A 21163-nucleotide genomic window follows, 5' to 3' on the forward strand; every position below is an offset into this window, starting at 1 on the left:
TCAACTTAAAACGCTCGCTAGCGGCGTTTTGACCCCCGCTCGGATCGTCTAGTTAAGCACAGGTTTGGACCATGTTGCACTGCCCAAGAACATTCGCACGTACAATAGCCGTTTCAGGTTTATTTTTGGCCACCGTATTATCACCGGCGCTTGCAGCGGACCCGACCGGCGACTGGAAGGTCGCAGACGGTGTCGCCACCATCCGCGTCGCCCAGTGCAATGGCAACATGTGGGGTGTGGTGTCCTGGGAAAAAACCCCCGGCGGTAAGGATAAGAACAATCCTGATCCGGCCAAGCAGAGCAGGCCCACCCTCGGCATGCCGATCCTGATCGACATGAAGAAGAAGGCCGGCGCCGATGCGTGGGAAGGCCAAGTCTACAACGCCAAGGACGGTCAGCTCTACAGCTCGACCATCAAGCCGGTCGGCACCGACCAGCTCGAGATCCAGGGCTGCGTGCTCGGATTCCTGTGCGGCGGCGAGACCTGGACCCGCGTCGGTCCGCCGATCCCGGTGAGCGCCGCCGGCAACCCGGCCCCCGCAGGGGCCCCTGCTGCGAAGGGCGCCCTTCCCAAACCGGCAGCGCCGCAGAAGACCACCGGCGCCGTGGCGCCTGCCGCCAAGCCGGCTCAAAAGCAGGCAGCCACCCCCCCGGGCACCGCCAATGCGTCGGCGGACACCGTAGGCGATATCTGCCTGCTGCCGGACATCGCGCGACCGACGCACTGATCACGGCCAGACGGCGCATCACTGCCTGGCGGCAAATGGTGGCTTGGCAGCGCCTGCCGCCAAGCCGGATCGGCAGTGGATCGCGAACGCGTCAGGTGACGTCGTTGGCGATATCCTCCTCCTTGAGGGCCTCGCGCGGCTTCCCCATCAGCGCCGGCTGGAACAGCAGAACGGCCGCCAGCGTGGTGACGAGCGAGAGCGCAAGCAGCTTGCCCATGCTCGCAGTGCCGGGATGACTGGATAGCCACAGGCTGCCGAACGCCGTCGCCGTGGTCAGCGCGCTGAAAAAGATCGCACGTGTCAGGCTCGACTGCAGCAGATTCGTCCTGCCCTGCCGCCACGCCGTGACATAGTAGATCTTGAACGCCACGCCGACCCCGAGCAGCAGCGGCAATGCGACGATGTTGGCGAAGTTGAGCGGCAGCCCGATCAGCACGCAGATCTCCAGCGTGACGATGCCGGCGACCAAGAGCGGCACCAGCGTCATCAGCACGTCGACCACCCGGCGCAGCGTCAGCCAGAGCAGCAGGCTGATCGTGACCAGCGCCAGAATTCCGGCGTGGATGAACGCCTTCACGATGACGTCGCCCGATTTCAGGATCGAGACCGGTCCACCGATTGCGGTCGGCTCGGCGGCGAGCACGGCGTCGGCAAAGCGGCGCAGATTGTCGTTGTCGTTCGGATCGCCCTTCGGCTCGACCTCGACACGCATCAGGCCGTCCTTGGTCTTCCAGCTCTCGACCAGTTCCTGCGGCAGGTTCTGCAGCGTGACGGTCTGTGCCTGCAACGTATTGCGCAGCTGATCGAACACGATCTTCATCGGCGCGACGAAGACGTCCTGCGCCTTGTCGCGGGTCGCCTGGTTCGAATCGGCGAGCTTTTGCAGGGCGTCGGCGAGTCGGCGCGCGGCAACCGCACCCGGTCCCTTGCTGTCGCCCGCGGTCCTGCGCAGGCTGTCGACCGAGCTCTTCAGCGACTCGACATTCTCCTGATCCGACGGCGCCGGATCGACCGAGTCCGGGTTGAGCGCGGGGCCGAGCGTCTTGGCGGCCTGCGCGATCAGCTTCAGCTTTGCCGGCTGGTCATCAGGCACGAAACTGTCGAGCGACATCACGCGCGACACCTCAGGCAGCTTCTCGAGCTTGGCCTCGATCTTCTTGGCGTCGGCTTCCGAGCGCGTCATCACGTTGATGGCGTTGGCGCCGGTGTTCGGATCTTTCCTCAGATCGAGGAATGTCGCGATCGATTCCACCTTGGCATTGCGCAGATTGATCGGATTGAAGTCGAACTTCATGTAGTGCAGCAGCGGCAGGCCCGCGACCGTGACCAGGAGCGTGCCGGCGATGATCGGAACGCGATGCTTCTCCAGGAAGTGGTCGAGCGGCGCCAGGAAGGCGTAGCCGACCGCCTCCTTCTCGCCGGGCGGATTGAGCAGGTCGAGCAGCGCCGGCAACACCGTGATGCTGGTGACGAACGCCACCAGCATGCCGGCGCCGGCGATCTTGCCGAGCTCGGAGATGCCCTTGTAGTCGGTCGGCAGGAAGCACAGGAAGCCTGCGGCGGTCGCCATCGCCGCGAGCGACAGCGGCACCGCGGAGCGGCGCGCGGCGTTCTCGAGCGCGAGCGTCAGATTGTCGTTCTTGAAGCGCTCGGAGCGGTAACGCACGCTGAACTGGATGCCGAAGTCGACGCCGAGGCCGATGAACAGCACGGCGAAGGCGATCGAAAGCAGGTTCAGCGAGCCGACCATCATCAGGCCGACCGCCGTGGTGAGGGCAAGGCCGATGAACAGGTTCACGAACACGGCGAAGATGATCTTGCCGGAATGCAGCGCCAGCCAGAGGATCACCAGCACGATCACCACGGTGCCGATGCCGTTGGTGATCGCACCGTCCTGCACGGTGGCGTATTCCTCGTTGGCGATCGGCACGGGTCCGGTCAGGCGGACGCGCGCGTGATATTCGGTCGGGAATTTCAGATCGGCCGCCGCCTGCCGAATCGCGTCGGTCGCGGCCTTGCCCGGCTCCAGCGCCGAATAGTCGATGATCGGCTTGATCTCGATGAAGGCGCGCTTGTCCGAATCGGTCAGCGGCTTGTCGCTGGTGAGCTCGCGCCAGGAGAAGGTCGCACTGCCCTTGGCGAGAACGGTCTCGACGGTCTCCGAGATCAGGTTGAACGGCGGAGCGGCATTGTCGAGCTTGACCTGCCCGCGCTTGACGCCGGCGAGGCCGGTCTCGAGCGCACCGGTCAGACCGCGAATCGAAGGATCGCCCGCCATGATTTCGATCAGCGGCGCGGCCGATTCGAGCTGGCCCGTGACCTTGCCGACCTCTTCGGTCGGCAGGTACAGCAGTCCGTTCTTTTCGAAGAATTCGCCGGAGCCGAGCGCGGTGATCGCCTCGAAGTTCTTCTTGTCGGCTTGCAGCCTCGCGGTGAGCGCCTTCGCGGCCGAGCTGGTCAGCTCGGGCGTCGCTGCCTCGACGACCGCCAGGATCAGCCGCTCGCGATCAAAGGCTTCCTCGAACTGATTGTCGCGCTTGCGCCAATCCAGATCCGGCGAGATCAGCTTGTTGATGTCGGTGTTGATCGAGAAGTTGCGGGCCGTATAGAAGCCTGCGCCGATCGACAACAGCAGAGAGAGAATGACAACCGGAAGGGCAAAACGCGTACAGGTCCTAACAACGGAGACGACAATATTTGTCAGCACTTCGTTTCTTTCTAAGCTCGGGGAAGCATGGCCGAAAACGCCCGCTCTGTAGCGGAGTTCCGGGGACCGATCTAATGTTGTTTTGGTTATCTTCCTCGACGGGACGGCGAGAAGGTTCCAAACCACAGGAACGGCCACGAGTGGCCGGTATAGACCGCATGAGTGGGCGATAAAGTGACGAACAAGTGAGGGGGACCGACGGTCGCAGGGGCCTCATCCAATACTATATTACCTCAAATACCCTCCCGCATCGTCATCGCAGTCCTTCGCGGCGCTACCTTTTTGCCACAAAACCCTGTATTTCCATGCTCTTGAGGGCGCGGATCACGTGCAGGACCTGAGATGATGCGGACATTGCAACCGACGTTGCAGGGTCCGACCGGGCGGAGTGCGTTGTCGGAAAGACCGCAGGGCATGAAATGAGATTGGTGCAATTTGCGTAACGGACGTCCCATGGAAGTGTTTCTTGCCCAGCCGCGCGGCTTTTGCGCGGGCGTGGTGCGCGCGATCGAGATCGTCGAACGCGCGCTCGCGAAGTATGGCCCGCCGGTCTATGTCCGGCACGAGATCGTGCACAACAAGCATGTGGTCGAGAGCCTGAAGAAGAAGGGCGCGATCTTCGTCGAGGACCTGTCGGAAGTGCCGGCCAAGGCGGTCACCGTATTCAGCGCCCATGGCGTCGCCAGGAGCGTCGAGGAGGAGGCGGAAGCCCGCGACCTGCCCGTGCTCAACGCCACCTGCCCGCTCGTTACCAAGGTCCACAACCAGGGCAAACGCTATATCTCCAGGGGCCGCGCCCTGATCCTGATCGGGCATGCCGGCCATCCCGAGGTCGAGGGCACCATGGGGCAGGTTCCGGGACCGGTCCTGCTGGTCCAGAGCGTCCAGGATGTGGCGGAATTGCGGCTGCCGACCGACGCTCCGGTCGCCTATATCACCCAGACCACCCTGTCCGTGGACGACACCAGGGACATCATCGCGGCCCTACAGGCCAAATTTACAGATATTCAAGGCCCGGACATCAGGGATATCTGCTATGCGACACAGAACCGCCAATCTGCGGTAAGGGACCTGAGTAAGCTGGTGGACGTCATTTTGGTGGTGGGGGCCGCCAATAGTTCCAACTCGAACAGGCTTCGTGAAATCGGCACCGAGGTCGGCGTCGCGAGTTATCTCATTGCCGATGGGAGCGAGCTCAACCCGGATTGGCTGAAGGATGCGAAGGCCGTCGGCATCACGGCGGGTGCATCGGCACCCGAAGTTCTGGTCGACGATGTCATCGAGGCCCTGCGGCGCATCGGACCGGTATCGGTCTCGGTCGTTCCGGGCCGCGAAGAGAATATCGAATTCCGGCTGCCGGCCGAACTGACTGCGGGCTGATCTGAACCCACTTCCCTTTGAATAAGTGCAGAAAGAAAATCGTCTAATGGCTATACCATTCTTCAAGGAAATGCGTATCGGCGGTTATCTGATCAAGCAGAAGCTGCTTGGCCGCAAACGCTATCCGCTCGTGCTGATGCTCGAACCCTTGTTCCGTTGCAACCTCGCCTGCGTCGGCTGCGGCAAGATCGACTATCCCGATGCGATCCTCAATCGCCGCATGACGGCGCAGGAATGCTGGGACGCGGCCGATGAATGCGGCGCGCCGATGGTGGCGATTCCCGGCGGCGAGCCGCTGATCCACAAGGAGATCGGCGAGATCGTGCGCGGCCTCGTGGCGCGCAAGAAATTCGTCTCGCTGTGCACCAATGCGCTGCTGCTGGAGAAGAAGCTCGATCTGTTCGAGCCGTCGCCCTATCTGTTCTTCTCGGTGCATCTCGACGGCCTGAAGGACCATCACGACAAGGCGGTGTCGCAGAAGGGCGTGTTTGATCGCGCCGTTTCCGCGATCAAGGCGGCGAAGGCGCGTGGCTTCACGGTCAACGTCAACGCCACCATCTTCGACGGCCATCCGGCCGAGGAGATCGCCAAATTCCTCGACTTCACCACCGAGCTCGGCGTCGGCGTCTCGATGTCGCCGGGTTACGCCTATGAGCGTGCGCCCGACCAGGAGCACTTCCTCAACCGCACCAAGACCAAGAAGCTGTTCCGCGACGTCTTTGCGCTCGGCAAGGGCAAGAAGTGGAACTTCATGCATTCCGGGCTCTTTCTGGACTTCCTCGCCGGCAACCAGGAATACGAGTGCACGCCCTGGGGCATGCCGGCGCGCAACATCTTCGGCTGGCAGAAGCCCTGCTATCTGCTCGGTGAAGGCTACGCCAAGACCTTCAAGGAGCTGATGGACACCACCGATTGGGACACCTACGGCACCGGCAAGTACGAGAAGTGCGCCGACTGCATGGCGCATTGCGGCTACGAGCCGACCGCAGCCACTGCCGCGATCAACAATCCGCTGAAGGCGATGTGGGTGGCGCTGCGCGGCATCAAGACCACGGGCCCGATGGCGCCGGAGATCGACATGTCGAAGCAGCGTCCGGCGCAGTACATCTTCGCCGAGCAGGTCCAGAAGAAGCTCTCCGAGATCCGCCGCGACGAGGCTGAAGCCTCCGCCGCCAAGCAGCAGGCGAAGGCTTCGACAGCCGCCTGAGGCGCGATCCGAGCGAACACAGAAACATCAAGGCCCCGGTTCAGCGAACCGGGGCCTTTTTGTTGGATCAGGATGCCGCCAGCAGTTCCGATCGCGTCCGCAGCAGCAATTGCTCGATCTCGGCCGCGCGCGGCGCGCTGAGTGTGCCGCGTTCGATCCCGAGCGGGACGTTGCGCAGGGCCAGCTCGCGATACAGCGCGCCCGAGGACGGAAAGCGCTCGTCGAGGGCGCGGAGATGCTTGAGGATGGTGCCGACATCGCCGCGCGCCACGCAGCCGCCCATGCCGTTGGCCAATCCGCCATCGAGGACGGCCGCGACCGTGCCGCGCAGCAGCGGCATCATCGCCCGCAGCGCGTCAGCCTCGCTGGCGCCAAAGCTCTTCCAGAGCTCGACGCCCTCCTTGAGCAGCGCGATCAGGAACGGGCCGACATAGTAGGCCGAGGCGTGATACAGCGCGCGCACGCCGGCCGGCAGCGCCAGCGGCTCGCAGCCGATACGGGTCGCAAGCCATTCCAGGTCGCGCCTGAAATCGCCCTCGGCCTCGATGCCGACGGTGCATCCGCGCAATCCCTCGAGCGCGACGTCGGGATTTGCGAACATCTGCATCGGATGAAAGCCGCCGGTGGCCGCGCCTGCGGCTTTGGCATGATCGAGCGCCGCGAGCTCGGTCGCGCCGCTGCAATGAACCACGCGGTGACGCGGCTGCCAGCGCAGATCGCGGCAGACCGGCAGGATCGCATCGTCGCTCACGGTCAGGAAAACCATGTCGCAGCTGTCAACGACCTGCTGCGGATCCGGCATCGGCCGTGCCGACAGGATGCGGGAGCCGAGCCGCTGCGCGGCATCGGCACCGCGATTATGAAATGCCGCGACGTTCAGCTCCGCGCGGGCGAATGCCGGCGCGAGCGTTTGCGCGACGCGGCCGGCGCCGATGAAGCCGATCGGCAGCGCCGCCAGCGACGAGCTCATTGCGCGTAGCTCCCATCAAGGCGGTCGAGCCGGCGCCGCAGTGCCGGCCATTCCAGCAGGCCGTAGCCGGCTTGCAGATTCTGCGCCGCTTCGTTCATGGTCGGATTGGTGTCGCGCTCATTGTCCAGCGTGATCTCGGTGCCGGCAAAGCAGGTCACCGTGTTGCCGATTGCAAGCTCGGTCGGCGCATGCAGCGGCCGGCCGCAGCCGAGCGCATCGACCTGGATCCGGCAGGCCTGCTCAAGCCAATAGATCGCGTTGAACGCCTGCTGAATCGTGTTGCCGCACACCAGCAGGCCGTGATTGCGCAGGATCAGCACGTTGTTGCGGCCGAGATCGGCCACGACGCGGTCGCATTCCTCACGATCGATCGCCGGCCCCTCGAAATCGTGATAGCCGATCCGCCCGTGGAACCGCATCGCGGTCTGCGACAGCGGCAACAGCCCTTCGGCGAGCGCGCTGACCGCCGTGCCTGCCCTGGTGTGGGTATGCAGAACGCACTTCACGTCGGGCCGTGCGCGATGGATCGGCGCATGCAGATAGAAGCCGGCGACGTTGACGTTGTAGCCGTGATCGGGCTGCAACAGCGTCCGGCCCTCGATGTCGATCTTGACCAGGCTCGACGCCGTGATCTCCTCGTACAGCATGCCGTAGGGATTGATCAGATACTGATCGTCATGCCCCGGCACCTGCGCGCTGATATGGTTGTAGATCAGGTCGGTCATGCCATAGAGCGCGACCAGGCGGTAGCACGCCGCGAGGTCGACCCGGGTCGCCCACTCCCGTTCACCCACGACGGCTCTGACGTCGTTGACGGCACAAACTTCGCTCTGGCGCATGTTACTTGGGCCCTTGGTGACGGATGACGGAGGCGCGTTCGACGATATGGCTGAGCCCCTCCGACGACGGCAGCGCGCCGAACACATGCGTCGCATCGGCGCCGAACCTCGATTGCACGAACAGATCAGCGGCAGTCGCGTCGCTGTGTCTCAGCATTTCGGCAGCCTGCAACGCATGCGCCATGCGGGTGACCAGCGCCCTCGCGTGCCCATCGTCCGGATAGCGGGCCTGCAAGCGATCGGCGAGGTCGTCAGTGCTCCGGTCATAGATCGGGTTGAGGCCCCTGCTCCCGCGCAATTCGTCGATGAACGCATCGCGGCACTTGGCATCGCGCTGCATGGCGCGCAGCACGTCCATGCACATCATGTTCGAGGTGCCTTCCCAGATCGAATTCAGCGGCGCCTCGCGATAGAGCCGCGCCATCGCATTCTCCATGATGAAGCCGTTGCCGCCGTGCACTTGCAGGCACTCATAGGTGAAGGCCGGCGCGCGCTGGCAATTCCAGAACTTCATCACGGGGGTCGCGACCCGCGCCAGCAGCCGCTCGTGCTCGCTGGCCTGCAAGCCGTCGGTCGCGCGCGCGACGCGAAACGCGCCCAGCATCGCCGCCTCGCTCTCGAGCGCGAGATCGGCCAGCACGTTGCGCTGCATCGGAAGCTCGGACATCGGTCTGGCGAACGCGGTTCGGGTCTGCGCGTGATTGATGGCGAGGCTCAATGCCTGCCTCATCAGCCCGGCGGAGCCGACCGCGAAATCCAGCCGCGTCAGATGCGCATGCGAGAGGATTTCCGCGATGCCGCGGCCTTCCTCACCGACCAGGATCGACCAGGTGTCGTGATACTCGATCTCGCTTGACGCATTGGAGCGGTTGCCGCATTTGTCTTTCAGCCGCTGGATGTGGATGCGGTTGGCGCTGCCGTCGGGCAGCAGGCGCGGGACGAACAGGCAGCTGACGCCGGACCGGGTACGCGCCAGGGTGTAGAATCCATCGGCGACCGGCACCGAGAAGAACCATTTGTGGCCGGTGATCGCATAGATCTCGCCATGCGCGCCGCGCTCGACGAAGCGCGCCGTGGTCTGGGTCTCGCGCAGATCGGAGCCGCCCTGCTTCTCGGTCATCGCATAGCCGATGACAGCAGCACGCTTGGCCTCGATCGGAAGCCGGCGCGGGTCGTAATCCGCGGTCAGCGTTCGCTCCCGCCACAGCGCAAATTGCGGCTTGCCGGCAAATCCGGCGATCGCGGCGTAAGCCATGCCGGTCGGGCAACCGACGCCGTTCTCGATCTGATTCCAGAGATAGCTCAGCGCCGCGCGCGCCAGATGGCCGTGCGGCTCGCGCGTCGACCAGGCCAGGCTATGCACCTCGCTCTGGAACGCCAGCGCCATCAATTGATGCCAGGCCGGATGGAATTCGACCCAATCATCGCGGTTGCCGTAGCGGTCATGGGTCACGAGCTTCGGTTCGTGCTCATTGGCAAGTCGTGCCGCCTCCTGCGCGGCCTCGCTGCCGGCATGGGCGCCCAGCGCAGAAAGCTTATCGCGTGCCCACGGCGCCAGCTTCGCGATCAGGCCGCTCAGCGCGCGGTCGTCCTCGAACGCGTTGAAGCCTGTCGCGGGCCGCGCCTGGTTGCGGACTTCGTGGGTCGCAAACGGACTGGCTTTCACTTCTGCGACGGCTACAGGCTGGACACGCGCATTCATGCGGAGACTCGCGATACGGGGGTCAATTCAGGCGTCGTGTGGCGAAACAGCATGCGCGCGGCGAGCCCTGCGATCGATTGCGCGATCGCCTTCGCCGCATCGGAATCGGGAGCCGCCTCGGGCGCCAGCGGACCGACCAGCGCTTCCATGAAGGCGCCGGTGACGCAGGATGCAGCGACGTTGGCGTCGATCTCGACGAACTCGCCATTGGCGATGCCGCGCCGGACCAGCCTTGCGATCTGGTCGGCGAGTGCGGCGCGGTATTTCAGGCGCGCGGCGTCGATCTCGGGTTCACAGGGTTCGGCGATCAGCGCGTAGGCCAGCCGACGGCCGCGCATCGCACGCACCGCGAAGGTGTAGATCGCATCCACCAGACATTGCGACGCCGATCCCTCGGCCTCGACGATCGCGGCAACCACCGCCACCTCGCGCTCGGACACCAGTCCGAGCACCTGCGCGTACAGGTCCGCCTTAGAGTCGAAGTAGCGATACACGCTGCCCGTGGCCACGCCAGCCCGTGCCGCGATCAGGGCGATCTGGGCATCCTTCCAGCCGCTCAGCGCCACCGTCTCCCTGGCGGCATCCAGGATGCGTGCCTTGGTCTCGACGAGCTGATTGAGGCGAACCGCCGCGATGGCCATCGTGAACCTTAATTCATGAATACAGGATCATAATTCATCCTCCGTTGAATGCCTGGATCTGTCAAGCATCCAGCGGGCCCCTGCGGCCCCAGGACGCGCCTGCCAGCCCCGAAGCCGCGCCGCCCCGCACGAAAGACGGGAGCGCGCAGGCAGCACGCAGCAACGCGCTCGCGCGCCCCTCGGCAAGGACCGAGCTGTCCCCCCGTCCAGCGCAATGCGCCAGCCCGGTGTGGGCATCAAGCCAAACCACCAGGTCCCAAAAGCAAAAGGCCCGGTCGCGATGCGACCAGGCCTTTGTTTTGAACTTGATGCGTCGAGAAACCCGTCCCAGCCCGGGACGGTTGGATCAGGCCGCCTTCGCCGTGACCATGACGCCGTCCACCGGCATCAGCACTTCGTTGCCGAGCAGGAAGCCGCGGCAGCTGCGCAGCGAGCGCAGCGCGCGGTTGAAGTCGATCCCGGTCGACACCAGTGCCCGCAACGTGCGCGGATTGCGCGCGATGCCCCGCAGCACCTTGCGCAGGTCGATGTCGCCATTCGGCTTCACCGCGGATTTCGCAAGCTCCGGCAGCGCCCGGTGCGCGGGATCGCTGATCACGCGCAGCGCGGCGAACGGAATGCGCGCCTTGGCGGCATAGGCTGCCGCAATATGGCTCTCCATGTCGACCGCGGCTGCACCCGTCATCGAGCGCAGAGCGGCCTTGCAGGCCTTCGCCGCGATCACCTCTTCCACGCCGGCAAGCCCGCCGCGAACGATCCTGCGGCGCTTCAGCGCGGCGCTGGCGATCATCTCTTCGTTCAGGGCGGACGCCGCCAGGAAACGCGTGTCGCCGGACATCACCTCGGTCGCGACCACGACGTCGCCGGACTTGAGCGACGGGTCGAGCCCTCCGGCCACGCCGAACGAAATCACGCCACGGAAGGTCGTCGGATCCAGCGTCGCCAGCAATGCACGCAGCTGCTGCGGATCGCTCGAACTGCAAATCACGATCATGCCGGGACCCGCTGCGATACGGGCCTCCTGCACCAATCCAGTCACAATCAATACCGGCCGAGGATCAATTCTACTGTCCACGGTCTCGGCGGCCCCCGCCTCAACAATCACATCCCGACCCCTACCACCCTGCTATTGGTGCTTCTCAGATTCCGATACCGCGCCAGCGCCCAGAGCGGAAAGAACTTCGAGTAGCCATGATATCGCAAGTAAAATACCCGCGGAAACCCCGTAGCTGTGTATCGCTGCTCGTCCCACAGCCCTTTTTCCGTCTGTGTTGCCTTTAGGTACTCCACCCCCCGCACGACGGCCGGGTTTTCGACCTCTCCGGCGGCCATCAATCCAAGCAAAGCCCATGCCGTTTGTGAGGAGGTCGACGGCGCAACTTCATAACCCTTGTAATCCAGCCGGTAGCTGACGGCGTCCTCGCCCCAGCCGCCGTCCTGATTCTGGACGGACGCCAGCCATTCTACCGCCTTTCGGATCATCGGGTCGTTGCGATCGACCCCTGCGACATTTAGCGCACACAGCACCGACCAGGTGCCGTAGATGTAGTTCAGGCCCCAGCGGCCGTACCAGGAGCCCTCGGGCAGCTGGGTACGGCGCAGATAGGCAATGCCGTCGGCCATCGCCTTGCTGCTCTCGGCGGTCTCGCCGAGCTGGCCCAGCATCGAGATGCAGCGCGCGGTGACGTCCTCGGTCGGCGGATCGAGCAGTGCGCCGTGATCCGAGAACGGGATGTTGTTGAGGTAATATTCGAGGTTGTTGGCGTCGAACGCGGCCCAGCCGCCGTCCCGGCTCTGCAGGCCCTCGATCCACTCGCGGCCGCGCGCGATCGCCTCGTCGTATTCGCGGGTCCCGGTATGACGCCGCACGCGATCCATCGCCATGACAACCACGGCGGTGTCGTCGAGGTCGGGATAGTGGTCGTTGTTGTACTGGAACGCCCAGCCGCCGGGACGCACGTCCGGCGCCTTGACCGCCCAATCGCCCTTCAGCTCAAGCACCTGGCGCGGCTTCAGCCAGTCGAGACCCTGCTTGGCCTTGGCGAGGGTGTCGTCGCCGCCGGCTTCCTGCAGCGCATGACAGGTCAGTGCCGTGTCCCACACCGGCGAAACGCAGGGCTGGCAATAGGCCTCGTCGTCGCCGATCACGAGCAGCTTGTCGATGCCGCGTCGGGTGACGGCGCGCGGCGGAAAACTCTCGTCCTTGCCGAGCGCCTCATACATCATGACGATGTTGGCCATCGGCGGATAGATCGCGCCCATGCCGTCTTCGCCGTTCAGCCGCTCTTCGGTGAAGGCGAGCGCTGCATCGATCGCGCGCTGGCGCAGGCTGTTCGGAAACATCGGCTCGATCACGCGCAGCACGGCGTCGAGCGAGCGGAACAGGTAGAACCAGCTCGCGCTCTGGTGCGGCGCCTTCGGCGCCATGCGGACCGATTTCGGATCCTCCAGGAACAGCTCGTCGATGCCGACGCCCTTCGGATTCTTCGCGCGCGGCTTCAGCGCGGCGAGCACCATCAGCGGCACCATCGTGGTGCGCGCCCAGTACGAGATCTTGTTGATGTGGAACGGCGACCACATCGGCAGCAGCATGATCTCGATCGGCAGCACCGGCGTTGCGCGCCAGGTCACGACGCCATAGAGCGCGAGCAGGAAGCGCGTGAACACGTTGCTGCCCGAAGCGCCGCCGCGCGAGCGGATCGCCTCGCGCGCCCGCACCATGTGCGGCGCGTCGACGGAATCGCCGATCATCTTCAGCGCGAAGTACGACTTCACGCTGGCGCTCATGTCGAACGGGCCGTCATGCACCAGCGGCCAGCCGCCATGCGCGCCCTGGACGCGGCGCAGATAGTTGCCGATCTTGGCCTCGAGGGCCGCATCGACGGGCTCGGCCAGATAGTGACGCAGCAGGATGTACTCGGCCGGAATGGTGCTGTCGGCCTCGAGCTCGAACACCCAATGTCCGTCGGACTGGCGATAGCCAAGCAGTGCTTCGGTTGCCTTGGAGATGCTCTTCTCCAGCGCGACCGGATCGACTGCAACGCCGTGATCTCTCGAAAGCATCTCGCTCGATATCCTCTTCATCGCGGGCCGGCTGTTCGAAAGCCGCGGCCGCTTCCGAACATGATCCGATCAAATCGGATCATGTTCTCATTCATTTGCCGGTCGCACTTTCTTGACGCGAACCGGTGACCACTTCGCTCGAAAATGCTCCAGCAGGTCGAATCTAGCGCGTGGCCAGAACCAGATCGGCGGCGCGATCACCCGACCGCACCGATCCCTCGATGGTTGCCGGCAATCCGGTAGCAGTCCAGTCGCCGGCAAGGAACAGGTTTTTTTGCGCCGTCGTGGCCCCCGGACGGAGGGCGTTCTGCTCCGGCGTCGCCTCAAATGTGGCACGGCGCTCGCGCACGATCTGCCAGGGCGGCAGGTCGCCCGACACGCCCGATGCCTTGCAGATGTCCCGCCAGATCGCCTGCGCGAGTTCCTCGCGCGGCATGTCGACCAGGCGGTCGCCGTTGGAGATCGTCACCGACAGCCGCTGCGGGAACGCGAACAGCCATTCCACGAGGCTGCCGACCACGCCGAGAATGGGCGCGGCGTCACGCGGCGGATCGACGCGGAAATGCGCGTTGACGATGGCGCGGAATTTGGTCGGGGTTTTCAGGCCCGGCAGCAAGGTCGCCGCAGCACGCGGCGGCACCGCGAGCACGACGGCATCGTCGGCCGCCAGCTCGATCTTGTCGCCGCCGCCGAAGTCCAGCTCGCTGACGCGATCGCCGGACATGCCAAGCGTACGCAATTCGTGACTGAACTGGACGCTGTGGCCCCTCTCCTGCAACAGCTTCACGGCCGGCTCGATCAGCACGGAGCTGAGGCCGTCGCGCGCGATCAGCGGGCGGCAGGCCTGCCCGCCGGCGAGCAGCGTCTCGCGCACGATGGCGCCGGCAAGCCCGGCCGAGCCCTCCGGTGGATCGACGTTCAGCGCGGCGAGCAGCAGCGGCTGCACCAGGCGGTCATACAGCGTGCCCTTGCAGGGGATGGTGTTGCCAACCAGCGCCGCGGTGCCGGCCCAGGCCAGCGGCGCCAATGCGAGATAGTCGCGCAGGGTCGTGTCCGGGACGCGGCGCGCCTCGTCGAACACCCATAGCGGCAGGCGGGAATCGCCGAGGTCGAGCTGCCAGCGCCGGCCAGAGGCCAGATCGACGAACGGAAACTGCGCGCGCGCGGGCCCGACGAGACCGGCCTCGGTGCCGATCGAACGCGCGTAGCTCAGCGCGTGACGGTTGCCCGACAGCAGCAGGTGATTGCCATTGTCGATGGTGAGATTGGTGGCGGCGTCGAAATAGGACCGGCAGCGGCCGCCAGCCTGCTGCGTCGCCTCGTGAACGGCGACCTTGTAGCCGGCATTGGCGAGCCGCACGGCGGCGGAGAGGCCGGAAATGCCGGCGCCGATGATATGAACGGTCTTTTGCATCAGATGATCGCGTAACGAAGAAGAATGCCGATCTTGGCGGCCTTGGACACACGCACCGGCGCACGCGGCGCGGCGAAGCCGCGCGCGATCAACAGATCGAGGATCGCGCGGTAGTATTTCGACATGATCCGGGGCGCGCGCACGGCGCGGCGCGAATTGCGCTTCATGATCTCGTCGGACTTCTGGAAATGCATCTTGGCGCGCTCGGCCAGCGGCGCGCACACTTTCGGCAGCGCGCGATCGGCGGTGACGCGCGCCGGGTCGTTGTTGGTGATGCCGGCGTGCCAGAGCCATTCGCGCGGCAGATAGAGCCGGCCGAGACCGGCATCCTCGTCGATGTCGCGCAGGATGTTGGTGAGCTGCAGCGCACGGCCGAGGTGATGCGCGAGCTGGATGCCGTCGTCCTCGGGCAGGCCGAACACACGCACCGACAGCCGGCCGACCGCGCTCGCGACGCGATCGCAATAGAGATCGAGCGTCGCAAGATCCGGCGCGCGGATGTCCTGCGGCACGTCCATCTCCATGCCGTCGACGATCGCGAGGAAATCTTCGCGCTTCAGGCCGAACGTCTTGACCGAGGCGACATAGTCCTTCAGCCGCTCCGGCGGGTGCCCGGCATAGAGCGCGTCGATATCGTCGCGCCATTGTTGCAGCGCCGCCAGCCGCTCCGGCCGCGGGCCGTCGGAATCCGCGATGTCGTCGACCTGCCGACAGAAGCTGTAGATCTGGAACATCGCCTCGCGCTGGGCGTGCGGCAGGATGCGCATCGCGGCATAGAACGAGCTGCCCGACGCAGTGCTTCCGTAATTTGCGTTGGCCGCCGCCTCGACGCTCATGCGCCGGCCGCCGTCCTGGAGACCACACGCCGTCCGGTCGCGCGCTGCGCGGTCTCGACTGCGACGCCGCCGAGGCTCTGCAGCAGTAGCTCAACCTTGCTCAAATGCACCCGCTCGCTGAGCGGATCGCGCACCTTCAGCATGTTGACGATCTTGTCGGCGAACGCCTGGATCACGGAGATCTCGAGCCCGAGCCTGAAGTCCTTCACCTCGGCGGCAAGTGATTTGCTTTGCACAAGCAGCGTCTCGGTGCGCACCGCGAGCGCCTGCAGACAGTTGAGCAGGGCCGGCTGTGACTTCGCCTCGCCGAGCATCTCCACCGTCGCGCCTGCGGCGGCGAGCGCATCGCGCGGCAGGTAGACGCGGTTCAGGTTGCGGTAGTCCTTGCCGCAATCCTGCAGATGATTGTTGATCTGCAAGGCGGCGCAGAGCGCATCCGATGCGGCCCAAGTCGAGGTATCCTCGCCATGGACGTCGAGCATGAAGCGCCCGACCGGCATCGCCGAATAACGGCAATAGTCGATCACATCGTCCCAGTTTTCATAACGCTGCTTGGTGACGTCGAGGCGGAACGCCACCAGCACGTCAAGCGCATGCCGCGGCGGCATGCCGCGCTCGGCGAAGGCCCGGCGCAGATTGACCGCCTCGTTCTGGGTCTCGCCATTGCCGAGCAGCTCGGCCTCCATGAGGTCGAGATAGCGCAGCTTTTCCGCAGGCTGCAGCGTGGCGTGATCGGCGATATCGTCGGCGGTGCGGACGAAATTATAGAAGGCCAGGATCAGGGCACGGTGCCGCGGATGAATGATCCACGACGCGACCGGAAAATTCTCGTCGCGGTGGGTCTTTCCGGATCGCAGGTCGCTCGCGGTGGTCATGGGAAATTTGGGCTACACTGGTCATGGCACGACGCAGGCGCGAACCGTCAGCGCATGCGGGGGATTTGCGAGCCCCATATAGGGGAATACGCCACCAAAACCAATGCTATCTGTGACCGCCAGCATATGTGACCGCGGCCGGCATGGCTGCCAGCCTCGGTATTGATGGCGGTCCCTTGAGACCTGAATTCGGTCTTATTGGCCGTGGCTCTTCAGCACCTGCTCACAGGCGGCGCTGATCTTGCTGCGATTCTGCTGCAGGCAGGCGAGAATGGTGAAATCGCCCTGATCGATGACGGAGCGGCAGTGACGCTGCACGTCACGCGTGCAGGCCTTCTGCTCATCGGGTGTACCGCGTCCCTGCTGCTGCTGGGCGACGGCGCTGGACGCGAGCGGGATCGACAACAGGGCAAGTGCCAAGAGAAATTTACGCATCGTATTCCTTCATTTCCGACAGCAGAAAATCTGTTCCCGAAAGCGTTTCGGCATGGCCGGGACGGATTTTGGGGATTGCAGACGCCACGTAACGCGGCAACGGATTGACGACAAGCACTGCTAAATGCGGCTAAATTTACGGCGCTGTAAACCCCCACTTAAGTTATTGATTCACAAAAGCGATTCGCGCCATCACTTTGTCGCGTTTGGCTATTGCAGATGGCACGCACGCAAAGCTAGATGCCGTCATGAGGCCAATCGTTTCTGATTCTGTTCGAAGACGACAGGCATCGTGCGCGTCGCCTTTGTCGTTTGAACCTAACATTCTTGGGTGACACTAAACCTTCGATGCGGCGAGACGCTTTCTTGCAAGGGAGGCGTTGATTTTGATGGGAAATTCACAATGAAACTGTTTGGTTCCAGCCATTATGCTCAGGCCCTCGGAGCTGTGGGCGTCGGCGCCGCACTGATGCTGTCTGCCTCCGCAGTCCATGCGCAGGCCAGCGGTCCGTTCGCCGGTTTTGCCGGCTCGTGGACCGGAACGGGCACGGTGGCGCTGTCCAACGGCACGACCGAACGCATTCGTTGCAAGGCTGACTACAAGGTCGCGCCGTCGGGCATGAACCTGAAGCAATCGCTGCATTGCGCCAGCGACAGCTACAAGTTCGACCTCTCCAGCGACGTCACCAGCCAGGGCGACCGGATCTCCGGCAACTGGAGCGAGGCAAGCCGCAACATCTTCGGCAATTTGCAGGGCACCGCGGGCGGCGGACGGATCGACGTGTTCGTCGAGGCGTCCGGCTTTGCCGCAAACCTGAACCTGCAGACCAACGGCTCCAAGCAGGTGGTGCAGATCGACTCCAAGGGCGAGATCCGCGGCGTCACGATCACGATGACGAAGACCTGACGCTTCCGATCGATTTCGCCGGCGAACAAAAAAGGCCCGGTTCCGAACACCTCGGAACCGGGCCTTCTAATTGTCGACCGATCAGGCCTTTTCGATCGGCGCCGGCTGCCCGCCCCTGCCGCGGAGCTTTTGCGACAGGTTGATCAGGAACATCGAGGTCGGCCGCAGGATGAAGAGGTCCGCGACCAGGGCCGCGACCATCGAGAATGCGCTGAGCCAGCCGAACAGGCGCAGCGACGGCAGATCGGAGAACACGGTGACGACCAGGCCGCAGGCCAGCACCACCGTCGTCAGGATCAGCGCGGGACCGACCAGAACGGTGGCGCGCTCAACCGCAAGCTCCGGCGTGACACCGGGCTTGGTCTCGAGCCGCAGACGATTGAGGAAGTGGATGGTTGCGCTGAGCCCAAGGCCGAACGACACGGTCAGTGCCACCACGCTTGCGAATTGCAGCCCCTCCCCGAGCAGCCACAACACGGTGCCTGACAGCACCACGGGGAAGATGCCCGGCAGGATGCAGGAGAACATCACCACGACCGAGCGGAACGCCAGTCCGATGAAGATCGCGACCAGCGCGAACTCGACGGTCAGGCCGCGGTTGAGCTTCTCGATCATGTTGGCGCTGTTGCGCGCGGCAATCACCGACAGGCCGGTGACGGCGATCTCGTAGCCGGGGTGCTCGGCGCGCACCTTGTCCAGCGAATGATCGAGCTTGTTCACCACCGGAAGCAATTGGCTCGAGTCGAGATCCGGAACCCGGCCCGACACCACCACCGCATCCTGATCCTTCGAGATGAAGCGGCGCACGAGATGCTCGGGGATCACGCCGACATATTCCTTCAGCGTCGCGACATCGTTGCTGCCGGCCTTTTCGGCGAGCCAGCGCCGCAGGGTTTCCAGCGACCAGACATTGCCGACGCCGGCAGAGTCCTCGACCATCGCGTGGACATCGGCGATCGTCTTCAGCGTCTCCGGCGAATAGAGCGACTGACCCTTGGGGAATTCGATCAGCACATCGACCGGATTGGCGCCGGTCAGCTTGGCGTCGAGCCGGCTCGACGCCTCCACTGCCTGCCGCTTGTCCGGCACCTGGTCGGCGAGCCGGTAGCGCGGCTCGAGGTTGGCATAGATGATGCCGAGGCCGCCGACGACGATCAGCGCGAGCAGGCTGAACAGCCCGGGACGACCGACCATGCGCACGGCAATCCAGTAGCAGAAATTGCGCAGCGCCTGCACGCCGGCGTCCGCGCTCTGGAACTTGACCGCAAAGACCTTCTCGTTGCGCACCAGCAGGATGCCGAACACCGGCACCAGCGAGAGCACCGCGACCAGCGCGATGATGGTCGCCGCAAGCCCGGCCTCGCCGAATTTGCGGATCAGGTCGGAGTCCGAGAACTGCAGCGCGATGAAGGAAATGCCGGCCGTGCCGTGCGTCAGCACGCAGGCCGGGCCGACCACCAGCACCGCGTTCTTGAACGCGGTGAACTTGTCCTGCCCGGCGATCAGCCGGTCGCGCGCGGCGAATGTCAGCTGCATCGAGTCGGAGAAGCTGATCACCATGATGAGCGGCGTCATCACATTGAGGAACATGTTGAGATTGAAATTGGCCCATCCGAGGCCGCCCAACGCGAGCAGGATCGCGATCATCGGCGGGAACGCCGCCGCCACCATGAAGGAGATCTTGCGGAAGAAGATGATGGCGATGACGCAGCCGGCGAGGATGCCGAGAATGTTGTAGGTCAGGCCGTCGCGCTCGACCGCGTTGCGGATCTCGAGCTGCATGACCGGCACGCCGGACAGCTGGGCATTGAGCCCGCTGCCGCCGAGATCGTCGGCCATGATCTTCCTGATGTCGCCGACCACCTTGCCGAGCTTGTTGCTGCCGACCACCTCCGGCTCGAGCGACAGCACGACCAGCGCGAGCGTGCCGTCCTCCGACAATAGCTTGCCGCGGATAATCTCGTTGCTTTTGACGGTCTCGACGAACTTGTCGTAGGCCGCGCCCTCGGGGAGCTCGTTCGGGAACAGCGCCGCCGGCAGCTTGCCGGGCTCCGGCGCCTGGCGCGCGGAGAACAGCGACACCAGGCCGCGCACGCCCTCGACGAGCTGCAGGTCAGTGACCATGTCACGGAGCTTGCCGAGATTGTCGCGCTCGAGCAGCGTCTTGCCTTCGACCACGACGAGGACGTCGAACTCGGTCGCCGGGAAGCGCTTGGTCACGGCCTCATACTGCTTGTAGTCCTTGGATTCGGAGCGGAACAATTGCGACAGCGAATCGTCGATCTTGATCCGATGCACGCCGAATACGGCGCCGACCAGCAACAGAACGAGCACGATGCAAGACAGGATCGGCGCCCGCATCGGGATCAGGCCGAGACGCTCGATCCCGAACGCGATGCTGGGGCCCGACCGCGGCTCTTCGACCTTCTCGACGTGGACCTGACTTTCGGAGTTCTTTTCGAGCATGCCCTGTCCAGTTCTGAAAACGGCTCAATCTGTCTAGCTTGGGTCTAGGGGCGCGAATGAGGCGGGTGAGCGCGGCTTTTCGGCGCTAGTCCTTGAAAACACGTGAATATTGACCGGCGCCGGTTTTACCTGTCTGCCCTCTTGCTCGCAAGCGCGAGGGTCGAGCCAAATCAGCGGGGAACCGCTGATCCCCACCATTAAGTATCTGATTTGCCACACCCTGGGAGCGCATTCTGTGATGATCCACCGCCGCTTTCGTCCTTCAACGCGACCCCTGTGATCTGGCGCGCCAGCCCTTCACGCACAAGCCACGCGATCCTGAGAGCGGCTTCCGCATAGCTCAGGCCAGCACGGTGGATGTTGGAGATGCAGTTGCGATCGGCATCGGTGAGGCCGATCCGCGGTGCAAAGGTGAGATAGGCGCCAAGACTGTCGGGCGCGGAAAGGCCGGGCCGTTCGCCGATCAGCATCACCAGCATGCGCGCGCCGAGGATGGCGCCGATCTCGTCACCGAGCGCAACGCGCGCGCCGGATGCCACGATCACTGCGCCGGCATCGATCTTGTCGGCCGCAAGCCGCGGCAGCAGATGCCGGATCAATTCGACGGCGTGCACATTGACCGCCGTCGGCGACAGACCGTCTCCGATCACGATGGCGCAGGAGCACGCGGTGATGCCGCAGCTTTCCAGCGACCGCCGCGATGCGGAATCCAGCATGCGCCCGCGATCCGGCCGGCGCAGATAGTCGCGCCGCTCGTGCGCCTGGCTCGACACCTCGTGCGGTGTGATGCCGAGGCCGGCAAGACCGGCAGCGATGCCGCTGACCTCGAACGTCGCGTGAACGGCGTCGCGCGCGCGGGCGTGGTCGAGCGTGAAGGAGAGCAGCGCATTGGTCGGCAGGCTGGCCCCGGACCGACCGAGACCGACGCGTGCCGGCGTGAGGTCACGCAAATCGGGTAGCGAAGCGGTCGATGGCGCCGGCGGTGTCGTCATG

At 64.6% G+C, this 21163-nt stretch carries 17 protein-coding genes; 4 read left to right on the top strand and 13 right to left on the bottom strand.

Annotated features, from left to right (window positions below; all coding sequences use genetic code 11):
* The first annotated feature begins 71 nt into the window (after positions 1 to 71).
* Positions 72 to 728 carry a DUF2147 domain-containing protein gene (locus ACTUWL_RS04695; protein ID WP_021079946.1) on the top strand — a complete coding sequence of 219 codons (657 nt, stop codon included), beginning with the start codon at positions 72 to 74 and terminating at the stop codon, positions 726 to 728.
* Between the two features lie 91 nt (positions 729 to 819).
* On the opposite strand, the gene hpnN is transcribed toward ACTUWL_RS04695, so the two are convergent.
* Complete coding sequence (hpnN, locus tag ACTUWL_RS04700; protein WP_021079945.1) at positions 820 to 3435, bottom strand: hopanoid transporter HpnN; 2616 nt, start codon at positions 3433 to 3435, stop codon at positions 820 to 822.
* A gap of 453 nt (positions 3436 to 3888) precedes the next feature.
* On the opposite strand from hpnN, the gene ispH reads away from it, so the two are divergent.
* The gene (ispH, locus tag ACTUWL_RS04705; protein WP_021079944.1) at positions 3889 to 4815 is read left to right on the top strand and encodes a 4-hydroxy-3-methylbut-2-enyl diphosphate reductase; all 927 of its coding nucleotides are present in this window, start codon (positions 3889 to 3891) and stop codon (positions 4813 to 4815) included.
* Between the two features lie 46 nt (positions 4816 to 4861).
* The gene (gene hpnH / locus ACTUWL_RS04710) at positions 4862 to 6022 is read left to right on the top strand and encodes an adenosyl-hopene transferase HpnH (RefSeq protein ID WP_021079943.1); all 1161 of its coding nucleotides are present in this window, start codon (positions 4862 to 4864) and stop codon (positions 6020 to 6022) included.
* Between the two features lie 67 nt (positions 6023 to 6089).
* Here the strand turns inward: hpnH and ACTUWL_RS04715 are convergent, their stop codons facing one another.
* From ACTUWL_RS04715 to ACTUWL_RS04760, 10 genes are all read right to left on the bottom strand, one after another.
* A complete protein-coding gene (locus ACTUWL_RS04715) occupies positions 6090 to 6992 on the bottom strand; it encodes a Rossmann-like and DUF2520 domain-containing protein (protein ID WP_021079942.1) in 903 nt (300 codons plus the stop codon).
* Positions 6989 to 7831, bottom strand: a complete 843-nt coding sequence (locus tag ACTUWL_RS04720; RefSeq protein ID WP_021079941.1) for a class II aldolase/adducin family protein — start codon at positions 7829 to 7831, stop codon at positions 6989 to 6991. Before ACTUWL_RS04720 ends, ACTUWL_RS04715 begins: the two co-directional genes overlap by 4 nt.
* A gap of 1 nt (position 7832) precedes the next feature.
* Complete coding sequence (locus ACTUWL_RS04725) at positions 7833 to 9533, bottom strand: acyl-CoA dehydrogenase family protein (RefSeq protein WP_021079940.1); 1701 nt, start codon at positions 9531 to 9533, stop codon at positions 7833 to 7835.
* Entirely contained in the window at positions 9530 to 10174 is a 645-nt protein-coding gene (locus ACTUWL_RS04730; RefSeq protein WP_021079939.1) for a TetR/AcrR family transcriptional regulator, read from the bottom strand. The genes ACTUWL_RS04725 and ACTUWL_RS04730 overlap by 4 nt, the downstream gene beginning before the upstream one ends.
* Before the next feature lie 346 nt (positions 10175 to 10520).
* Entirely contained in the window at positions 10521 to 11279 is a 759-nt protein-coding gene (locus tag ACTUWL_RS04735) for a phosphorylase (protein ID WP_021079938.1), read from the bottom strand.
* Positions 11276 to 13237 carry a squalene--hopene cyclase gene (gene shc, locus ACTUWL_RS04740; protein WP_021079937.1) on the bottom strand — a complete coding sequence of 654 codons (1962 nt, stop codon included), beginning with the start codon at positions 13235 to 13237 and terminating at the stop codon, positions 11276 to 11278. Before shc ends, ACTUWL_RS04735 begins: the two co-directional genes overlap by 4 nt.
* A 163-nt stretch (positions 13238 to 13400) precedes the next feature.
* Complete coding sequence (gene hpnE, locus ACTUWL_RS04745) at positions 13401 to 14651, bottom strand: hydroxysqualene dehydroxylase HpnE (protein ID WP_021079936.1); 1251 nt, start codon at positions 14649 to 14651, stop codon at positions 13401 to 13403.
* Positions 14651 to 15487: a presqualene diphosphate synthase HpnD gene (gene hpnD / locus ACTUWL_RS04750; RefSeq protein ID WP_021079935.1), complete on the bottom strand. Its 837-nt coding sequence runs from the start codon at positions 15485 to 15487 to the stop codon at positions 14651 to 14653. The genes hpnE and hpnD overlap by 1 nt, the downstream gene beginning before the upstream one ends.
* Positions 15484 to 16362: a squalene synthase HpnC gene (hpnC, locus tag ACTUWL_RS04755; RefSeq protein ID WP_021079934.1), complete on the bottom strand. Its 879-nt coding sequence runs from the start codon at positions 16360 to 16362 to the stop codon at positions 15484 to 15486. Before hpnC ends, hpnD begins: the two co-directional genes overlap by 4 nt.
* Before the next feature lie 195 nt (positions 16363 to 16557).
* A complete protein-coding gene (locus ACTUWL_RS04760; protein ID WP_021079933.1) occupies positions 16558 to 16797 on the bottom strand; it encodes a ribose ABC transporter permease in 240 nt (79 codons plus the stop codon).
* Positions 16798 to 17200: 403 nt separating this feature from the next.
* Between ACTUWL_RS04760 and ACTUWL_RS04765 the strand changes: the two genes are divergently transcribed.
* Positions 17201 to 17704, top strand: a complete 504-nt coding sequence (locus tag ACTUWL_RS04765; protein ID WP_021079932.1) for a hypothetical protein — start codon at positions 17201 to 17203, stop codon at positions 17702 to 17704.
* An 81-nt stretch (positions 17705 to 17785) separates the two neighbouring features.
* Here ACTUWL_RS04765 and ACTUWL_RS04770 read toward each other — a convergent pair whose 3' ends face one another.
* Together ACTUWL_RS04770 and eutC are read right to left on the bottom strand one after the other, a co-directional pair.
* On the bottom strand, positions 17786 to 20170 hold the full coding sequence (locus tag ACTUWL_RS04770; protein ID WP_021079931.1) for an efflux RND transporter permease subunit: 2385 nt from the start codon (positions 20168 to 20170) through the stop codon (positions 17786 to 17788).
* Positions 20171 to 20367: 197 nt separating this feature from the next.
* On the bottom strand, positions 20368 to 21162 hold the full coding sequence (gene eutC / locus ACTUWL_RS04775; RefSeq protein WP_021079930.1) for an ethanolamine ammonia-lyase subunit EutC: 795 nt from the start codon (positions 21160 to 21162) through the stop codon (positions 20368 to 20370).
* Between the last annotated feature and the right edge of the window lies 1 nt (position 21163).

It is taken from the genome of Bradyrhizobium sp. WCU1 (genome assembly GCF_053474805.1).

Bases quoted from the DNA above. Each gene is read 5' to 3' on its own strand.
- ACTUWL_RS04695 (WP_021079946.1), top strand. From the start codon at position 72: ATGTTGCACTGCCCAAGAACATTCGCACGTACAATAGCCGTTTCAGGT.
- ispH (WP_021079944.1), top strand. From the start codon at position 3,889: ATGGAAGTGTTTCTTGCCCAGCCGCGCGGCTTTTGCGCGGGCGTGGTG.
- hpnH (WP_021079943.1), top strand. From the start codon at position 4,862: ATGGCTATACCATTCTTCAAGGAAATGCGTATCGGCGGTTATCTGATC.
- ACTUWL_RS04715 (WP_021079942.1), bottom strand. From the start codon at position 6,992: ATGAGCTCGTCGCTGGCGGCGCTGCCGATCGGCTTCATCGGCGCCGGC.
- ACTUWL_RS04720 (WP_021079941.1), bottom strand. From the start codon at position 7,831: ATGCGCCAGAGCGAAGTTTGTGCCGTCAACGACGTCAGAGCCGTCGTG.
- ACTUWL_RS04725 (WP_021079940.1), bottom strand. From the start codon at position 9,533: ATGAATGCGCGTGTCCAGCCTGTAGCCGTCGCAGAAGTGAAAGCCAGT.
- ACTUWL_RS04730 (WP_021079939.1), bottom strand. From the start codon at position 10,174: ATGGCCATCGCGGCGGTTCGCCTCAATCAGCTCGTCGAGACCAAGGCA.
- shc (WP_021079937.1), bottom strand. From the start codon at position 13,237: ATGCTTTCGAGAGATCACGGCGTTGCAGTCGATCCGGTCGCGCTGGAG.
- hpnE (WP_021079936.1), bottom strand. From the start codon at position 14,651: ATGCAAAAGACCGTTCATATCATCGGCGCCGGCATTTCCGGCCTCTCC.
- hpnD (WP_021079935.1), bottom strand. From the start codon at position 15,487: ATGAGCGTCGAGGCGGCGGCCAACGCAAATTACGGAAGCACTGCGTCG.
- hpnC (WP_021079934.1), bottom strand. From the start codon at position 16,362: ATGACCACCGCGAGCGACCTGCGATCCGGAAAGACCCACCGCGACGAG.
- ACTUWL_RS04760 (WP_021079933.1), bottom strand. From the start codon at position 16,797: ATGCGTAAATTTCTCTTGGCACTTGCCCTGTTGTCGATCCCGCTCGCG.
- ACTUWL_RS04765 (WP_021079932.1), top strand. From the start codon at position 17,201: ATGAAACTGTTTGGTTCCAGCCATTATGCTCAGGCCCTCGGAGCTGTG.
- ACTUWL_RS04770 (WP_021079931.1), bottom strand. From the start codon at position 20,170: ATGCTCGAAAAGAACTCCGAAAGTCAGGTCCACGTCGAGAAGGTCGAA.
- eutC (WP_021079930.1), bottom strand. From the start codon at position 21,162: ATGACGACACCGCCGGCGCCATCGACCGCTTCGCTACCCGATTTGCGT.